The 16,894-nt window shown below is 57.7% G+C and carries 14 protein-coding genes; 6 read left to right on the top strand and 8 right to left on the bottom strand.

Annotation, left to right across the window (positions count from 1 at the left end):
- Positions 1 to 316 precede the first annotated feature (316 nt).
- The 5 genes from KHA73_RS10270 to pepT form a co-directional block, all read right to left on the bottom strand.
- Positions 317 to 589: a colicin immunity domain-containing protein gene (locus KHA73_RS10270; protein WP_234590685.1), complete on the bottom strand. Its 273-nt coding sequence runs from the start codon at positions 587 to 589 to the stop codon at positions 317 to 319.
- Positions 589 to 2,652 carry an S-type pyocin domain-containing protein gene (locus KHA73_RS10265; protein WP_234590683.1) on the bottom strand — a complete coding sequence of 688 codons (2,064 nt, stop codon included), beginning with the start codon at positions 2,650 to 2,652 and terminating at the stop codon, positions 589 to 591. Before KHA73_RS10265 ends, KHA73_RS10270 begins: the two co-directional genes overlap by 1 nt.
- A 122-nt stretch (positions 2,653 to 2,774) precedes the next feature.
- Entirely contained in the window at positions 2,775 to 3,929 is a 1,155-nt protein-coding gene (locus KHA73_RS10260) for a tail fiber domain-containing protein (RefSeq protein ID WP_234590681.1), read from the bottom strand.
- Positions 3,930 to 4,280: 351 nt separating this feature from the next.
- A complete protein-coding gene (locus KHA73_RS10255; RefSeq protein WP_234590679.1) occupies positions 4,281 to 5,369 on the bottom strand; it encodes a malate/lactate/ureidoglycolate dehydrogenase in 1,089 nt (362 codons plus the stop codon).
- 90 nt (positions 5,370 to 5,459) lie between these two features.
- Positions 5,460 to 6,689, bottom strand: coding sequence for a peptidase T (gene pepT / locus KHA73_RS10250; protein ID WP_234590678.1), 1,230 nt, complete (start codon positions 6,687 to 6,689; stop codon positions 5,460 to 5,462).
- A gap of 357 nt (positions 6,690 to 7,046) precedes the next feature.
- Between pepT and potA the strand changes: the two genes are divergently transcribed.
- The 5 genes from potA (at position 7,047) to KHA73_RS10225 (ending at position 12,969) form a co-directional block, all read left to right on the top strand.
- Positions 7,047 to 8,162 (top strand): spermidine/putrescine ABC transporter ATP-binding protein PotA, encoded by a 1,116-nt coding sequence (potA, locus tag KHA73_RS10245; RefSeq protein ID WP_234590676.1) that lies wholly within the window; start codon positions 7,047 to 7,049, stop codon positions 8,160 to 8,162.
- Entirely contained in the window at positions 8,146 to 9,006 is an 861-nt protein-coding gene (gene potB / locus KHA73_RS10240; RefSeq protein ID WP_234590674.1) for a spermidine/putrescine ABC transporter permease PotB, read from the top strand. Before potA ends, potB begins: the two co-directional genes overlap by 17 nt.
- Complete coding sequence (potC, locus tag KHA73_RS10235) at positions 9,003 to 9,785, top strand: spermidine/putrescine ABC transporter permease PotC (RefSeq protein WP_234590672.1); 783 nt, start codon at positions 9,003 to 9,005, stop codon at positions 9,783 to 9,785. The genes potB and potC overlap by 4 nt, the downstream gene beginning before the upstream one ends.
- 216 nt (positions 9,786 to 10,001) lie before the next feature.
- Positions 10,002 to 11,561, top strand: coding sequence for a PTS transporter subunit EIIC (locus KHA73_RS10230; protein WP_234590670.1), 1,560 nt, complete (start codon positions 10,002 to 10,004; stop codon positions 11,559 to 11,561).
- A gap of 22 nt (positions 11,562 to 11,583) precedes the next feature.
- Complete coding sequence (locus tag KHA73_RS10225) at positions 11,584 to 12,969, top strand: family 4 glycosyl hydrolase (protein WP_234590668.1); 1,386 nt, start codon at positions 11,584 to 11,586, stop codon at positions 12,967 to 12,969.
- 17 nt (positions 12,970 to 12,986) lie between these two features.
- On the opposite strand, the gene KHA73_RS10220 is transcribed toward KHA73_RS10225, so the two are convergent.
- A complete protein-coding gene (locus KHA73_RS10220) occupies positions 12,987 to 13,700 on the bottom strand; it encodes a MurR/RpiR family transcriptional regulator (protein ID WP_234590667.1) in 714 nt (237 codons plus the stop codon).
- Between the two features lie 237 nt (positions 13,701 to 13,937).
- On the opposite strand from KHA73_RS10220, the gene potD reads away from it, so the two are divergent.
- Positions 13,938 to 14,981, top strand: coding sequence for a spermidine/putrescine ABC transporter substrate-binding protein PotD (gene potD / locus KHA73_RS10215; protein ID WP_234590666.1), 1,044 nt, complete (start codon positions 13,938 to 13,940; stop codon positions 14,979 to 14,981).
- Between the two features lie 44 nt (positions 14,982 to 15,025).
- Here potD and cobB read toward each other — a convergent pair whose 3' ends face one another.
- A complete protein-coding gene (gene cobB, locus KHA73_RS10210) occupies positions 15,026 to 15,862 on the bottom strand; it encodes a Sir2 family NAD+-dependent deacetylase (protein ID WP_234590665.1) in 837 nt (278 codons plus the stop codon).
- A 101-nt stretch (positions 15,863 to 15,963) separates the two neighbouring features.
- Entirely contained in the window at positions 15,964 to 16,881 is a 918-nt protein-coding gene (gene nagK / locus KHA73_RS10205) for an N-acetylglucosamine kinase (RefSeq protein WP_234590664.1), read from the bottom strand.
- Positions 16,882 to 16,894 lie beyond the last annotated feature (13 nt).

The raw sequence follows: 16,894 nt of genomic DNA, 5'->3' as shown, positions 1-16,894 counted from the left end.
AGTTCAGACTCTGATCGATCAGAAACAGGATTATAACAGTCTGCAAGAATACCCCACACGCTGCATTTATCAACCTGCTTATCTTTTCTTCATAACCATATAATTTACGTCACCCTATCGTAACGCCCTCAGAAAAACCCTCCGCGCTTATTATTTTTCCACGAATTTCTTCTCAAGCTCAATAAATATCATTCCACTCCCCCGAAACAAAATATATATTTCCATTTTATTCTTTTGGATCCATCCTCCATTCGGAGATGAAAACACTATCAATAAAAAACTGCTTAGCGTATGTCGCTAATCTTAGAATTAAAAATCAAAGAAGATGGAAACGCTCTAGAGTGTCTTTCACTTCCTTTTTTAATCCATCAGCGTCTAGTTCACTTTCTCTACGATTCGACTGTGATGTATAACAGTCAGCAAGAATAAAAAGCTCTGACGCGCATTCGCCAACATGCTGGCTATCCTTCGCTAGCTGTCCTGAGTCGCTTTCCTCCCTCCATATTGTAAAGAACTGCAACTCAAAATCATCGGCAGTTAACTTTGAGCTTACAAGATCCCTTGCTATTTCTATTAATTTCATACTCATTATAAAACCCCTGTACTTATATAGCTATTATACTGTGGTGTTCCTGGGGTTAAATGCCACCCAGATATAAATACCCCATTCTTATCAAGCGCAACGACATTATTTGTCTTTGAGTTGAAAAACACCTTAGATCCTTTCTCTCGTCTATAAGTCCCTTTTTCTACCGTATCCTTATCTTTCAAATGAGCCTCGAGCGCATCGCGATATTTAGTCAGAGTCTCTCTGTTTTTCCTGGTGTCCGCAACACCAAAATCACTAGCGTGCTTGTACTTTTTATCCAGTTGCTGACGAGTAAAACGCCCCGAGTCCAACGGATCACTGGCCATCACATAGATAGCTTCAACCCCGGTTTCCAGCGCATCCGGTTGCCACAAGATAAAATCTTGCAGCTCCTGCACCACATCCGCCGGGAAGGTGGTGACCACGATGCTGTCCGCCTGCCTGACGCCGGTGCCGGTATGTACCGGGGTGCTGGGCACCGGTGAACCGTTGCCGGTATGCGTCGGCGCGGCCGGCCCGCTCGGCACCGGATTGATCAGGATCGTCCTGGCCGGCACGCCCGCCATCGCGGGCAGCGTGATTTTATCCAGCCCCGTTTGCTCGTCACGAACCGGTCTGAATACCGGCACGCTCGGCGATACGCCGCCAACGCCCGTCCGGACAAAGTTGACGCTCTGCTTGCCGTCATCGTCAGTAGTGATAAATCCGCGCACCGGCAAATCGACCGTGGCCATTCCGGGCTGGATTGTCGTTGTGCCTGCCGCCGCCAGGCTCGCCTGAAGGGCAAACAGATTGACGTCACGCCCTGGAACCTGGCCACTGCCCGCTCCGGCTTCAGTTGGGTAGAAACCGAGAGCAAAGGCCCCCAGAACCGACCCTGCAGCGACCACGGTGCCGGAACGTATACTGCCAACTTCAGTTGCCCCCCGCCACAACGCACTCGATACCCAGCCGGCCAGTTCGCTCGATGTCGTCATAACACCTTGTGCAGCCGTCGACATCTGTAGCATCGCTGGGGCGCGGTTGAGTACCATGGCACCTGTAGCAGCCAGCGCCGCAGTGGCCGCTTTCGCCTTTTCAGGCGTGTAAGCCGGGGCGTCCAAAATACCCGCCTTGGCAAACAGGGCTTTTCTGGCCTCTTCTGCCTTGCGGGCTTGCTCGGCCTTGCGGGCTTCTTCGGCCTTACGAGCCTCTTCGGCTTTACGGGCCTCTTCTGCCTTGCGGGCTTCCTCAGCTTTGCGGGCCTCCTCGGCTTTACGGGCCTCTTCTGCCTTGCGGGCTTCCTCAGCTTTGCGGGCCTCTTCGGCTTTACGTTGCTCCTCAGCGACGTCTCTGAGCATCTGTTGCCACTGTTGGTAAGCACGGGTGAGCGAAGGAACTTCTACTGTGGTTTTTCGGTACCCCGTCCGACTGTCTCCTTTCCCCCCACCGTTAATCTCATATTCAATCACAACCTCAGTCATGACTTTATTGTTATCCAGCCAATAGCCCGGTGGTATCTTCCCTTGCAGAACAGAGGAATAAGCACTAAACGTGACGTTGTTTTCAGCCACCGTATTGGCATCACCATTGTTACCGCTGGGTCCTCGCTCGTAATCACCGAGTCGGTAGCCGGTTTCAATCTTTCCTAAATAAAACGTATTTTCATTTACTGTGCCCTCGCTGGCGGTAAATGAAAATATTAAATCTCTTTCTATTTGCGGTCGCACTGACTGAAAAGCCATCTCTACGGCGAGAGACTGCTCACGACGCATACCCGAAAGGCTTATACTCAACTTACCGCGGGCATCTACACTGACTAATTCGACTTTCGCCGATGGACTAATGCGCAGAGCTCGCTTTTGCAAATCCGCCAGCATGTTTTTAATCGCCGGATCATTCAGCACGGCGGTCATCTGGCGTTGAAATGCGGCCGATTGAGAATTGTCATTACCGCTGTCGCGCCCGCCATTACCGTTCGAGCCACCTGGCGTAGCGCTATCGGGTCGTTCATTAAGGTTAGCGCCGGTTCCGCCCATCGGATCGCCGGCCGTCGGGCCATGGCCATTCAGTTCCTGTGGCATATTATTGATTCCTTCATATGATAATTTTACCAGAAATTATTATTACCTATCGAATAGGCGTCGATACGCAGGGAAATCCCCGCGATTTTAAATTCGCGCTTTAATTTCCGATTCAGAGAGGTTTAATAAATCGTCGGTTTATTATCGTCATTTGCTGGGAATATTTTTTCCAACACGGCCAACCGGGACTCGACTTCAAGCCGGGCCTCTCGCTCTTCCTTAAGCGCCTCGACCAGCAGCGCCACCACCCCATTGATATTGATGCTGCGGGCATCTTTCAGTTCGCTGCCGTCTTTCAGCTTCAATTCGGTTTGCATCACCGACTGTGGCAAGACGCCTTCCACTTCCTGGGCAATCACCCCGGCTTCGGGAATGCCCTGTTTGAGGTAGGTGTAACCGCTTATTTTGGTTAATTTTTCCAATGCGCCATCAATTTTTTCGATGTCGGTTTTCATGCGGGCATCGGAACTGCTATGCCAGGCGCCGTTGGCAAAAGCGTTACCGTCGTTATGGAAAGCGAACCAGCCGTCTGCCCCGGTGTTAGCGACGCGGAAGACGAGCTTGTGATGAGAGCCGACGATTTCATGGTGGTATACGCTGACATACCGGTCCTGGTGGCCTTGCAGATGCAACCCATTGGTGACACGCCCGGTATTGCTATCAACACTTTTGTTGCCCTGTGCTGAAATCCATCCATCGGGATTGCGCTTGGTTAATTGCCCCACCGAAAGCTCGGCATTGGCTCTGACCTGGAGTTCGTTCCAATTTCCCTGCCAGTCTCGGTAAGAAATCAACCCAAAATTATCTTTTCCGGGAATAACACGGGTGCCCATCAGCATGGTCGTGGTGACGTTACCGCTGGTGAAATCGCTATGCACCGGTGCGGAGTTATAAATTTGTCCGTTGATAAGCTGCGCCGGGCCGGTCGTGGCCGTAGAAATGCCGGCATTATGCGAGACCATCGCACCGCCAGAGATATCAACGCCATTGAGCAACCCGACCCTGCCAGAAGCGAGGTTGAAGACGAAAGGACGCAAGGCGTTCCACGAACCGTCCTGAGCCTGGCCTTCAGGCGTGGTCATCATATAAAAGTTCTGACCGTCGTTACGCAGCATCACGCCGGTTTTGCCGGTGGCCAGGCGGAAGCCGTTAGCCGATGTGGAGACGATTTCACCGTCGCTGACGACACGCTTGCGCAGCCTGGTGAGCGATTTGAGCTCGGTGATGTCGTCATTGACGCCGTTAAGTACCTGCGCGCTTTTCTTTTCCTCTGCCATGATTGTTACCCTCTCTACGTCCTGTTTTGTGGCGGTTTACAGCGCCAGATCCTCCCGGCAAGCCTGACGAGCAAGAGCAGGAACGCTCATCTGCGATGCTGTAAAACCCGTGATAACATACGAAATAACACTGTATGCATGCACAGTAAATTACTTCTGAGGCACCCAGGAAGCAACCGATGCTCGAAATTGCCGGTTGTGTGGCGGCTGATACAAAATGCAGGTGGATTTGAGATATGCCAGAACAGCAGCCTCAGGAGAAACCCGCGTTAGCGGCATCCCTGAGGCTCTTGCATAACGGCGATCCTTAGGTGAGAGGATCTGGACTAGTCGATAACAGTCAGCAGATTTTTACGCCTGCCGTGCCTGCGCCCGATACCCCTCCAGCTCGGCATCCGCCATGCCGGCCTGCTGCGCGGCGGCGCAAATCTGCCGCCAGGTATTGGCGTCCACCGGGATACCCTGCGCGAGCCGCGCCGCACGGTTGGCCTGCTCCCATTCGCCCGGCACCGCAATCGGCTGGCCGTCGCTTGGCGGCGAAGCCTTGACCCAGTCGATAAACGCCTCGGCCTCAGCCTGCATCGCCGGCGCGTCGAAAGCCTGCGGATTGAGGATCAGGGTGGTCATGCAGTTGAAGATCGCCTCGCTGCCGGCCTTTAAGGTCGCGTTATGGGTAGTGCGGCCGCCGGACAGCGCGCCGCCGAGGATTTCGCACATCGCCGCCAGCGCATAGCCCTTATGCGCGCCAAACGGTAGCAGCGAACCGAACGGCGGTTCGTGCATCACCCTGGGTTCGGTGGTTGGCTGGCCACGCTGGTCAATCAGATAGCCCGGCGCGACGTTCAGCCCTTTATTGTAAGCCACGCGGGTTTTGCCGAAGGCGATGCCGCTGGTGGCGAAATCCAGCAGCAGCGGCGCCTGGCCCGGCCGCGGGAAAATGGCGCAAAACGGATTGGTGCCGAAACGGCGATCGCTGCCGCCGAACGGCGCCACCATGGGATCGCCCACCACGTTGACGAAGTGAATGGAAACAAACCCGGCGCGCGCGCACTGTTCGGCCCAATGGCCGATGCGGCCGATATGATGCGCGTTGTGCAACGCCACCGCCGCCAGCCCCAGCTGCCCGGCGCGTTCAATGCCCTGCGCCATCGCTTCGCTGGCCACCACCTGGCCGAAACCGCCGCCGCCGTTAAGGGTCAATACCGCCCCGGCGTCGCGCACCACTTCAGCATGCTGATTGAGCTGCAGCTGCCCTTCCGCCAGCGAGGCCATATAGCTGGGGATCATACCCACGCCGTGAGAGTCGTGCCCGGCCAGGTTGGCCGCAACCAAATGCTCCGCCACCAGCTCGGCTTCGCGCGCCGTGCTGCCGGCCTGGCGCCAGATAGCCTGAACGAACTGCCCGAGGCTTTGGCTGTCGATACGGTATTCGCTACTCATGGGGCGCTTCCTTTATGGGTAAAAATCGCTTATCCACATTATGAGCAACGCATTGTTGCGGCAAGCAATTATGCCGATTGCAACCACCCGTTACCTGGCCCGCTCCGCGGTCAGCGCGGCGATACGCATGATCACCGCCACCGCCTGTTCCATGCCCTCCAGCGTGATAAACTCGTGCTTGCCGTGGTAGTTATAGCCGCCGGTAAACAGGTTCGGGCACGGCAGCCCGCGGAACGACAGCTGCGCGCCGTCGGTGCCGCCGCGGATCGGTTTCATCACCGGCTCGATGTCGCAATCGCGCATCGCCTGCTGCGCCAGCGCAATCACGTGCGGGTGTTCCGCCACCTGCTCGCGCATATTGTAATAGCTGTCTTCGATGGTCACTTCGATATAGCAATCACGCGGCAGGCCCTGGCCTGCCTGGCGGGCCACCTCCAGCATCTTGCGTTTGCGCGCCTCAAACCCTTCTCGTTCAAAATCGCGCAGAATGTAGTGCATTTCGGCACGCTCCACCTGCCCCTTGATGCTGCTCAGGTGATAAAAACCCTGATATCCTTCGGTGGTTTCCGGTGCCTGGTCGGCGGGCAGCGCCTGGTGAATGCGGGTGGCCAGCGACAGCGCGTTGACCATTACCCCCTTGGCGCTGCCGGGGTGAACGCCGTTGCCGACGATTTTCACCGTTACCGAGGCGGCGTTGAAATTTTCGCATTCCAGCTCGCCCACGCCGCCGCCGTCCACGGTATAAGCCCACTCGGCGTCGAACGCCGCCACGTCGAACAGCTGCGCGCCTTTGCCCACCTCTTCGTCCGGCGTAAAGGCCACGCGAATGTCGCCGTGCGGGATCTTGCGCTGGCGCAGGCGCACCATGGCGGTGAGGATCTCGGCGATGCCGGCCTTGTCGTCGGCGCCGAGCAGCGTTTTGCCGTCGGCGGTGATCAGCGTCTGGCCCAGCATCTGATGCAAGATCGGGAACATCACCGGCGACAGCACTTCGTCGCCAATGCCCAGCGCAATGTCGCCGCCGCGATAATTTTCGACGATTTGCGGGTTAACGTGCTTGCCGCTGAAATCAGGCGAAGTATCCAGATGGGCGATAAAACCGATCGCCGGCACCGGCCAGGCAACGTTGCCCGGCCAGGTGCCCATCACGCAGCCATGCTCGCTGAGCGATACCCGCTCAAATCCCAGTTCGATCATTTCCTGTTGCAGCGCACGCGCCAGCTTCAGCTGCCCGTCGGTACTCGGCACATGCTTGACGTTCGCTTTAGATTGGGTGTCGAAAGAGACGTAGTTAAAAAAGCGATCAAGTAGTTTATCCATGGTTGCGGCCCTCAGAATATCGCGTTTCATTATGCGGAACCGATCCGGATCAAATATTGAGTCAGGTCATTTTTAACCAGATTTAACGAAAGTCATTAAAGTCCGTGATGGTTTCTGCGGTTGATTAGGCTGTCATACGAGGGTCATTTGTCGCTATCATGATGAAAAACGCAGCATCTGGGCCTGATTGGCTTTCAATTCACGCATTCAGCGTCTATCATGCGCGCTCTAAAAATTTCCATTGGCGCAGCTGGTTTTGAGCTTCATTCGATCAACGGGTTAGCCCCGCGAGCTCCGGCAGTCTTTTCCAGTTGCGGTTCTATCTGCATTAGCCCACGGGATAGAGTGACACTATAAATGACTGAGAAACCTTCTCTGACACCCCTCGTTGAACTGCATGCCCTGAGCAAGGGGTTCGACGGCAAAACCATCATTGCCGATCTTAATCTGACGATTAACCACGGCGAATTCCTCACCATTCTCGGCCCTTCCGGCTGTGGCAAAACCACCGCGCTGCGCCTGATAGCCGGTCTGGAGGACGCCGATCGGGGGCGCATCCTGCTCGACGGCCAGGACATCACCGCTATCCCCGCCGAGCAGCGCCACGTCAACACCGTTTTCCAGAGCTATGCTCTGTTCCCCCACATGACGGTGTTTGAAAACGTCGCCTTCGGCCTGCGCATGCAGAAAATCCCGACCGCCGAACTGACGCCGCGCGTCGAAGAGGCGTTGCGCATGGTGCAGTTGGATCAGTTCGCCCAACGCCGCCCCGGCCAGCTTTCCGGCGGCCAGCAGCAGCGGGTGGCCATCGCCCGCGCGGTAGTCAACAAACCGAAGGTGCTGCTGCTGGACGAATCGCTGTCGGCGCTGGACTACAAGCTGCGCAAGCAGATGCAGAACGAGCTGAAGGCGTTGCAACGCAAGCTGGGCATCACCTTCGTGTTCGTCACCCACGATCAGGAAGAGGCGCTGAGCATGTCGGACCGCATTGTGGTGATGCGCGAAGGCCGCATCGAGCAGGACGGCACGCCGCGTGAAATCTACGAAGAGCCGAAGAACCTGTTCGTCGCCAGTTTTATCGGCGAGATCAACATCTTCGACGCCGTGGTGCTGCAGCGCCTCGATCCGCAGCGGGTGCGCGCCGACGTTGAAGGCCGCGAGTGCGATATCTATGCCGAGCTGCCGGTCGACGCGGGCCAGCGGCTGAAAGTGCTGCTGCGGCCGGAAGACCTGCGGGTTGAGGAAGTGAACGACGGCGAGCAGCCGGACGGCCTGATCGGCTATGTGCGCGAACGCAACTACAAAGGCATGACGCTGGAGTCGGTGGTCGAGTTGGAAAACGGCAAGACGGTAATGGTCAGCGAGTTTTTCAACGAAGACGATCCGGACGTCGATCACTCGCTGAACCAGAAAATGGCGGTGACCTGGGTCGAAAGTTGGGAGGTGGTGCTGGCCGATGAAGAAATCGCGTAAGGTATTCCAGAATACGGTGATCGTCGGCGTGGTGGTCTGGCTGCTGCTGTTCGTGTTTATGCCGAACCTGATGATCATCGGCACCAGCTTCCTGACACGCGACGACGCCAACCTGGTGCAAATGGTGTTCACGCTGGACAACTACAGCCGGCTGTTCGACCCGCTGTACGCCCAGGTGCTGCTGCACTCGTTGAACATGGCGCTGACAGCCACCCTGTGCTGCCTGGCGATCGGTTATCCTTTCGCCTTCATCCTGGCGCGCCTGCCGCAGAAGCTGCGCCCGCTGCTGCTGTTTCTGCTGATTGTGCCCTTCTGGACCAACTCGCTGATCCGCATCTACGGCCTGAAGCTGTTCCTCAGCACCCGCGGCTACCTCAACGACGCGCTGCTGTGGATTGGGCTGATCGACAAGCCGCTGCGCATCATGTACACCTCAGAGGCGGTGATCCTGGGGCTGGTCTACATCCTGCTGCCGTTTATGGTGATGCCGCTTTATTCCAGCATCGAAAAACTCGACAAGTCCTGCCTGGAAGCGGCGCGCGATCTGGGCGCCGGCAAGCTGCAGACCTTCATCCGCATCATTGTGCCGCTGACCATGCCGGGCATAATCGCCGGCTGCCTGCTGGTGATGCTGCCGGCCATGGGGCTGTTCTTCGTCGCCGATCTGATGGGCGGCGCCAAGAACCTGCTGATCGGCAACGTGATCAAAAGCCAGTTCCTCAATATTCGCGACTGGCCGTTCGGCGCCGCCACCAGCATCTGCCTGACGTTGGTGATGGGGCTGCTGCTGCTGGTCTACTACCGTGCCGCCCGGCTGCTGAACAAGAAGGAGGATCTGGCATGATCGGACGCTTGCTGCGCGGCGGCTTTATGACGCTGGTATACGCTTACCTGTATATCCCGATCGTCATTCTGATCGTCAACTCCTTCAATGCCTCGCGCTTTGGCATCAGCTGGCAGGGGTTCACCGCTCACTGGTACGGCATGCTGTTCAACAACGACAGCCTGCTGCAGGCCGCGGGCCATTCGCTGACCATGGCGGTGCTGTCCGCCACCTTCGCCACGCTGATTGGCTCGCTGACCGCGGTGGCGCTGTATCGCTACCGCTTCCGCGGCAAGCCGTTCGTCAGCGGTATGCTGTTTGTGGTGATGATGTCGCCGGATATCGTGATGGCCATTTCCCTGCTGGTGCTGTTTATGCTGCTGGGGATCTCGCTCGGCTTTTGGTCGCTGCTGTTCTCGCACATCACCTTCTGCCTGCCGTTCGTGGTGGTCACCGTCTATTCGCGGCTGAAAGGCTTCGACGTGAAGATGCTGGAGGCGGCGCGCGATCTCGGCGCCGGCGAGGTCACCATCCTGCGCAAGATAGTCCTGCCGCTGGCGATGCCGGCGGTGGCGGCCGGCTGGCTGCTGAGCTTCACGCTGTCGATGGACGACGTGGTGGTGTCTTCGTTCGTCACCGGCCCCAGCTACGAGATCCTGCCGCTGAAGATCTATTCGATGGTGAAGGTCGGCGTATCGCCGGAGGTCAATGCCCTGGCCACCATACTGCTGTTGCTGTCGCTGGTGCTGGTGATCGCCAGCCAGTGGATCATGCGCGATCGCAGCCCCAAAGCCGGCTAACGCCGCTGGGCGCTGCGGCGCCCTTTCGTGATCCCCCTCACGGCCGGCACCGGTTGTCATTCATTGAGCACCGGTGCCTATTTCCTCTCGCCAATTGCTTCGCCGGATCTTTCCCCCTATAACTGAACCAGGGCAGGGTTCGCCATTATCTCTTTCATCTTTCAGGGAGCATGATCAGCAACGTCGTATCCACTAAAATATAAAAAAGGAACTGCCATGAAAGGTATTATTGATAATATCTTAAACAAGCTGCAGCTTTTTTCCAAAGCCATGATGGGGCCGATATTTTTCCTGCCGGTTATCGGCCTGATACTGGCATTAAGTTCTATTCTCACCAACCCCACGTTGATTAATGAAAATTCCGGAATTTTTCATGTCGGAAAAATGATCGGCGATACCTTCTGGCCATTATTCGGCAATCTCGGCCTGATTTTCTGCATCGGCATTACCTACGGATTAGCCAAAGATAAAAAAAGCGAAGCGGCGCTGGTGGCGGTAATGTGCTTTATCATGTTTCTCGGCGCTAACGCCTCCTATCTGCAGCTCAGCGGCCACGTGGCGCAAAAAATCAACGGTGAATATTACGGCACCGGGCAGACCGAGCTGCTGGGCTTCACCGTGGTGGACATGGGCATCTTCCTCGGCCTGATCCTCGGCGTCACCATCGCCTGGGTGCATAACCGCCTGTGCAACGTCGAGCTGGGCGGCGTGTTCTCGGTATACGGCGGCGCCAAGCTGGTGCTGATCGCCATGACGCCGGTGATCCTGTTATACGCCATCGCCTTCAGCTACCTGTGGCCGGCCATTTCGCACGGCCTGATCTCGCTGACCGGCTTTATGAAAAGCTCCGGTTCGCTCGGGGTGTTCGTTTACGGCTTCTTCGAGAAATTCCTTATTCCCACCGGGCTGCACCACTTTATCTGGTCGCCGTTCCAGCTCACCAGCATCGGCGGTTCCATTGTGCAGGATGGCCACACCGTCTCCGGCTCGCAGGCGATCTTCCTGGCCTATATGCGTGATCCGGGCATCTCACCGCTGATGAACGAGGCGCTGCGCTTCTCGCAACAGGGTATGGTGACTATCTTCGGCCTGTCGGGCGCGGCGCTGGCGTTCTACCGCACCGCCAAACCGGAGAAAAAAACGCTGGCCAAGGCGATCCTGATCCCCGCCATCACCACTTCAATTCTGGTGGGCATCACCGAACCTATCGAATTCACCTTCCTGTTTATCTCACCGCTGCTGTGGGTGATCCACGCGGTGCTGACCGCGCTGTCGCAGGTGGCCTGCAACCTGCTCGAGGTTCGCCCCTGGGGCGCCAGCGGCCTGATCGAGTTTTTGGTGTATAACCTGCCGCTGCCGGTCGCCCTTACCCGCTGGCCGCTGTACGTGGTGATTGGCCTGGTGCAATTCGCGGTCTATTACCTGGTGTTCAAAACTCTGGTGCTGAAACTCGATTTGAAAACGCCGGGCCGTGAAGACCAGGACGACGTCAAACTGTATTCCAAACAGGATTATCAGAACAGCAAGAATCAACCGAATGAACTGAGCGGCATTATTATTCGCGCCCTCGGCGGCAAGGACAATATTATTTCCGTCGATAACTGCTTTACCCGGCTGCGGGTGGAATTAAAAGATCTGCAACAGGTAGACGAAGCGGCATTAAAAAGCACCGGCGCCAAAGGGGTGGTGAAAAATCGGCGTGAGGTGCAGGTTATTTATGGCGTCACCGTCGGCAAGGTTAAAAATCAGGTTGAGAAGTATTTGGCCGCACTGTGAAATGATTAATGGGAGATATCGAATGAAACTTACCGTATTGGGCGGCGGCGGCGTGCGCTCGCCGTTCCTGGCAAAATCCATCGCCTATAACGCTCACCGCATCGGCGTCACCGAAGTGGTGTTTATGGACACCGACCAGCACAAGCTGGCGATTTACGGCGCCATCGCCCAGGGCGTGTTCCAGCGCATCCGCAGCGATATCGCCTTCAGCCTGACCAGCGACGCGCGCCAGGCACTGAGCGGCGCCGATTATATCATCACCACCCTGCGCATCGGCGGTGAGGAAGGACGCATCCATGACGAACGCATTGCGCTCAACCACCAGGTGCTGGGGCAGGAAACCACCGGCGCCGGCGGCTTCGCCATGGCGATGCGCTCGATCCCGGCAATCGTCGAATACTGCCGCCTGATTGAGCAGCTGTCGTCGCCGGACGCGGTGCTGTTCAACTTCACCAACCCCTCCGGCATGGTCACCGAGGCTATCATCAAATCCGGCTTCAAGCGCCGGGTATACGGCATCTGCGATGCGCCCAGCGAGTTTATCCGCGAACTGGCCGAGCTGCTGGGCTGCCGCGAAACGGAGTTGAGCATCGATTGCTTCGGCCTGAATCATCTGTCCTGGTTCCGCAATGCGCGGGTGAATGGCGAACCGGTGACCGACAGGCTGCTGGCGGATCCGCGCCTGTACCGCGACACCTGCATGAAATATTTCTCGCCGGAGCTGGTGGCGCTGTCGGATAACCTGATGCTCAACGAGTATCTGTATTACTACTACTACCGCGAGCAGGCGATCGCCGCCATCGTCAGCGCCGGAGAAACCCGTGGCGAGCAGATTGCCGCCATCAACCGACAGATGCTGGCAAGCCTGGCGCAGCTGGATATTCCCCGCCAGTTGGAACAGGCCTTCAGCGTCTATTTCGGCCATTATCTGGCGCGCGAGAACTCGTATATGCAGCGTGAATCCAGCCAGGGCAAGGTGAAAGAGCGTGAAATGCTGACGCTGCAGCAGTTTATCGAACAGCCGGACAGCGGCGGCTACGCCGGCGTGGCGATCGACATCCTGGAAGCGGTGAACAGCGGCCAGCAAAAACGCGTCGTCGTCTCGATGCAGAACAACGACACGCTGGATTTTCTGCATCCGGAGGACGTGATTGAAATCAGCTGTGAACTGAGCAGCGCCGGGATCCATCCGGTGAAAATGCGCGACATCCCCGATACCCAAAAGAACCTGATCGCCCGGGTGAAGGAGTATGAACGGCTGGCGGTGGCGGCGATTTTAACCGGCGATCGCCAAAAGGCCATCAAGGCGCTGATGGTGCACCCGCTGGTGAACTCCTATTCGCTGGCGAAAACGCTGGTGGAGGAGTATTTGCAGGCCCACCGGCAATATGCCGAACACTGGCGCTAGCGGCAACGGCGCGGCTTTCAGCGGCTGCGCCGTTCAAACCAGGCCTTGATCAGGTTTTCAAATCCGAGCAGGCAATGGCCGAAGAACGGATTGGGATAATAAATATCATGGTCATATTTTTGCCGATCTTCATAAACAAAGCGCATGTCGGCCTGCTGCGCCAGCGGGCTGTCGCCGTCGCCGCAGAACGCCGCCAGGCGAATATTGTTGCGCTTCACCGCTTCCCCCCAGCTCAGCGCCGAGCCGCTGTTGCCCGACTTTGAAATCACGATCACCATATTGAAAGGAAAGCGCGTTTCTCGATCGAGAATGTCGAAATCCGGCCACAGCGACAGGTAGCTGTCGATGCCCAGCGTCATAAACTTATTGTACATGTATTGCGCCACCAGCTGCGAGAAGCCGCTGCCGTGGATCAGAACCTTACCCTGGTCGAGCAGGTCGAGAAACTGCGCCTGCTGCTGCGCGCTGACCGCCGCAGGCCCCTGCCGCTCCGCCAGATAGGCCGGCGCCATCGCCAGGTTGAATTTGATGAAATACACCAGCTCCAGATAACCGCGGAAGCCCAGCTTCTTGGCCAAACGCACCAGGGTGGACGGCGAACTGTAGCAGCGAGCGGACACCGCGCGGATGCCGTCGTCGATGCAGGCGTCCGGGTTATCGAGAATACAGTTGAGAATAGCCAGGTCCGTCTTGCTGAGATCCGCCTGGCTGAACACCTGTTTGAAATTCACCGCTACCCCCTGCTTATTCACTAAGATTATGTTTCTCACGCGCGTGCGCGGCTGTCCAGCAGGCAGCGATAAAACTGTGACGCGCTGTCAGTCAGTAAAACGCTGATTTGCCAACGGGATAACCGCCTTTACCCACCCGGCCACGGCACCTATAATGGCTTCTCTCTGGGGTATGGCGCACCGCTGCAGGCGGCGGCGCATACGGGATCGGCTCAATACTGCTGAAGGAAACGCTGCATGAAAAAGTGGTCACATCTGCTCGCAGCCGGGATGATGGCGCTGGGCATGTGCTCTGCAAACGCCTCTGACGGCAAGACACTGTACTTCTATAACTGGACTGAATACGTTCCGCCGGGGCTGCTGGAGCAGTTCACCAAAGAAACCGGCATCAAGGTGATTTACTCCACCTACGAATCCAACGAAAGCATGTACGCCAAGCTGAAGACCTATAAGGACGGCGCGTACGATCTGGTGGTGCCCTCCACCTATTTCATCGCCAAGATGAGCAAGGAAGGCATGCTGCAAAAGATCGACAAAAGCAAGCTCAGCCACTTCAAGGATCTGGATCCTAACCTGCTGAACAAGCCTTTCGATCCCAACAACGACTATTCCATTCCCTATATCTGGGGCGCAACGGCCATCGGCGTCAACAGCGACGCGCTGGAGCCGGCCACGGTCACCGCCTGGGCCGATCTGTGGCAGCCGCAGTACAAGGGGCGGCTGCTGCTGACCGACGACGCACGCGAAGTGTTCCAAATGGCGCTGCGCAAGCTGGGCTACTCGGGCAACACTACCGACCCCAAACAGATCGAAGCCGCCTATCACGAGCTGCAGAAGCTGATGCCGAACGTGCTGGCCTTCAACTCCGATAACCCGGGCAACCCGTTTATGGAGGGGGAGGTCAACGTGGGGATGGTGTGGAACGGCTCGGCCTTCGTGGCGCGCCAGGCCGGTACGCCATTGGAGATCGTTTGGCCCAAAGAAGGCGGAATTTTCTGGATGGACAGCCTGGCCATTCCGGCCAACGCGCAGAACGTCGAAGGCGCGCTGAAGCTGATCGACTTCCTGCTGCGGCCGGAAATTGCGGTGCAGGTGGCGGAAACTATCGGTTATCCAACGCCTAACCTGGCGGCGAAAAAGCTGCTGTCGCCAGAGATCGCCAACGACAAATCGCTGTATCCAGACGAGTCGGTGATCAACAACGGTGAATGGCAAAACGACGTCGGCGACGCCAGCACGCTGTATGAAAGCTACTTCCAGAAGCTGAAAGCCGGCCGCTAACCGGCTGAATAGCGGGGCGCAGAAGGTTGCGCCCCGCTATTCAGTTAGGGTTGGTCCGCCCGCGCCACCTTGCCCACCAGGAATTTGTGCACGAAGCGCGGCACCACCTCGCTGGCCGGGCCGTAGTGTTTCTCGTCGAACTGGCTCTCCACCTGGCTCGGCTCCAGGTTCAGCTCCATGGCGTACGCCCCGCCCAACCGCGCCTCATGCACAAAGCCGGCCGCCGGATAAACGTGGCCGGAAGTGCCGATGGCGACGAAAAAGTCGGCCTTGGCCAATGCCTGATAAATGTCGTCCATGCCCAGTGGCATTTCGCCGAACCACACCACGTGCGGGCGCAGCGGCGCCGGGAACTGGCAGCAATGGCAGCGGTCGTCGACGCTGAGGTCTTCCGGCCAGTCGAACACCTGGCCGGAGCTGGTGCAGCGCACCTTCAACAGCTCACCGTGCATGTGCAGCACCCGCTTGCTGCCGGCGCGTTCATGCAGGTTATCGATATTCTGCGTGACCAGCAGGAAGTTGTCCCCCAGCCACTCTTCCAGATCCGCCAGCGCACGGTGTGCGGCGTTGGGCGCTATCTCCGCCGTTTGCAGTTGGCGGCGGCGCGCATTGTAAAATTCCTGCACCAACGCCGGATCGCGCTGATAACCTTCCGGCGTGGCGACGTCTTCGACCTGGTGCTCTTCCCACAGCCCGTCCGCGGCGCGGAAGGTGCGGATGCCCGACTCAGCCGAGATGCCGGCCCCGGTCAACACCACGACAAACGGCTTTTTCAGCTCGGCCGCCGCCATGGTGTCACGGTGAAAAATGCGTGAACGAAAGCGCTGATGCAGCACATGCTTACTCTTGCGAAACTGACACAGCCGATGGCGAGTGTGCATTAACTCTCTCCTTACTTGTCCTTAACCAACTGCCCTTCTTGCTTGACCTTGCCGCATTGTTGGCTGCCTTAGCGAGGCAAACCGCATGCCCGCAACGCCAATTAGCTCGGGCGTACCAAATTGAGGAACGCCGCCCCGCGTACGCCGCCGGCATCGCCATAGCGCGCCTTTTCAATCCGCGGCGGCTTGGCCACCCGCAGCAGGTGCGCCGGCAGGCGCTGCGGCAGTTCGCGATAGATAGCGTCAAAATTCGACAGCCCGCCGCCGATCACCACCAGGTGCGGATCCAGAATGGTCAGCAAATTGCCCAGGCAAATCGCCAGTACGTCCATAAAGCGTTCGACGTGAGCCACCGCCTGCGGCTCACCTGCCTGATAATGCGCAATAATCTGCGTGGCGGGCAAGCGTTGCCCGTAAAAGTGCGCGTACATCCACTCAAAACCGCGGCCCGAAATGTAGTTTTCTATGCAACCCTGGTGGCCGCAACCGCAGGCAACGCGAGGTATGTCACGTCCCAGCACTTCGAGAGCGTCCACCGGCAGGCGAAAATGGCCGAACTCGCCGGCGATATAGTTACGCCCGGTCAGCGTCTTGCCGTTGACGATCAGCCCGCCGCCCACGCCGGTGCCGAGGATAATGCCCAGCACCGTCGGATAGCGGCGAAACTCGTCGTCCCAGGCTTCCGACAGCGCAAAACAGTTGGCGTCGTTGTCTACCCGCACTTCTCTGCCGATCAGTGCGGCCAGGTCGCGCGGCAACGGCTGCCCCATCGCCGCCGGCACGTTGGCGGTAAACAGCGTGCCGTCGTCGTCGTTGGGCAAGCCGGGAATGCCGATGCCCACGCTGCCGCGCCGGCCGCAACGGGCATCCGCTTCAAGAGTCAGATCGCGCAGCGTCGCCAGCAGCTGCGAATAATCCTCGCGCGGCGTCGGCACCCGTTTCTGCCAGATGCGCTGCAGGTTTTCGTCAAACACGCCCAGCTCAATCTTGGTGCCGCCCATATCGAAACCGTAGTACATAACCCACCCTCAG

This window comes from Serratia entomophila (genome assembly GCF_021462285.1).
Lineage (GTDB): Bacteria > Pseudomonadota > Gammaproteobacteria > Enterobacterales > Enterobacteriaceae > Serratia > Serratia entomophila.
This window is presented reverse-complemented; position numbering and strand designations above follow the sequence as displayed.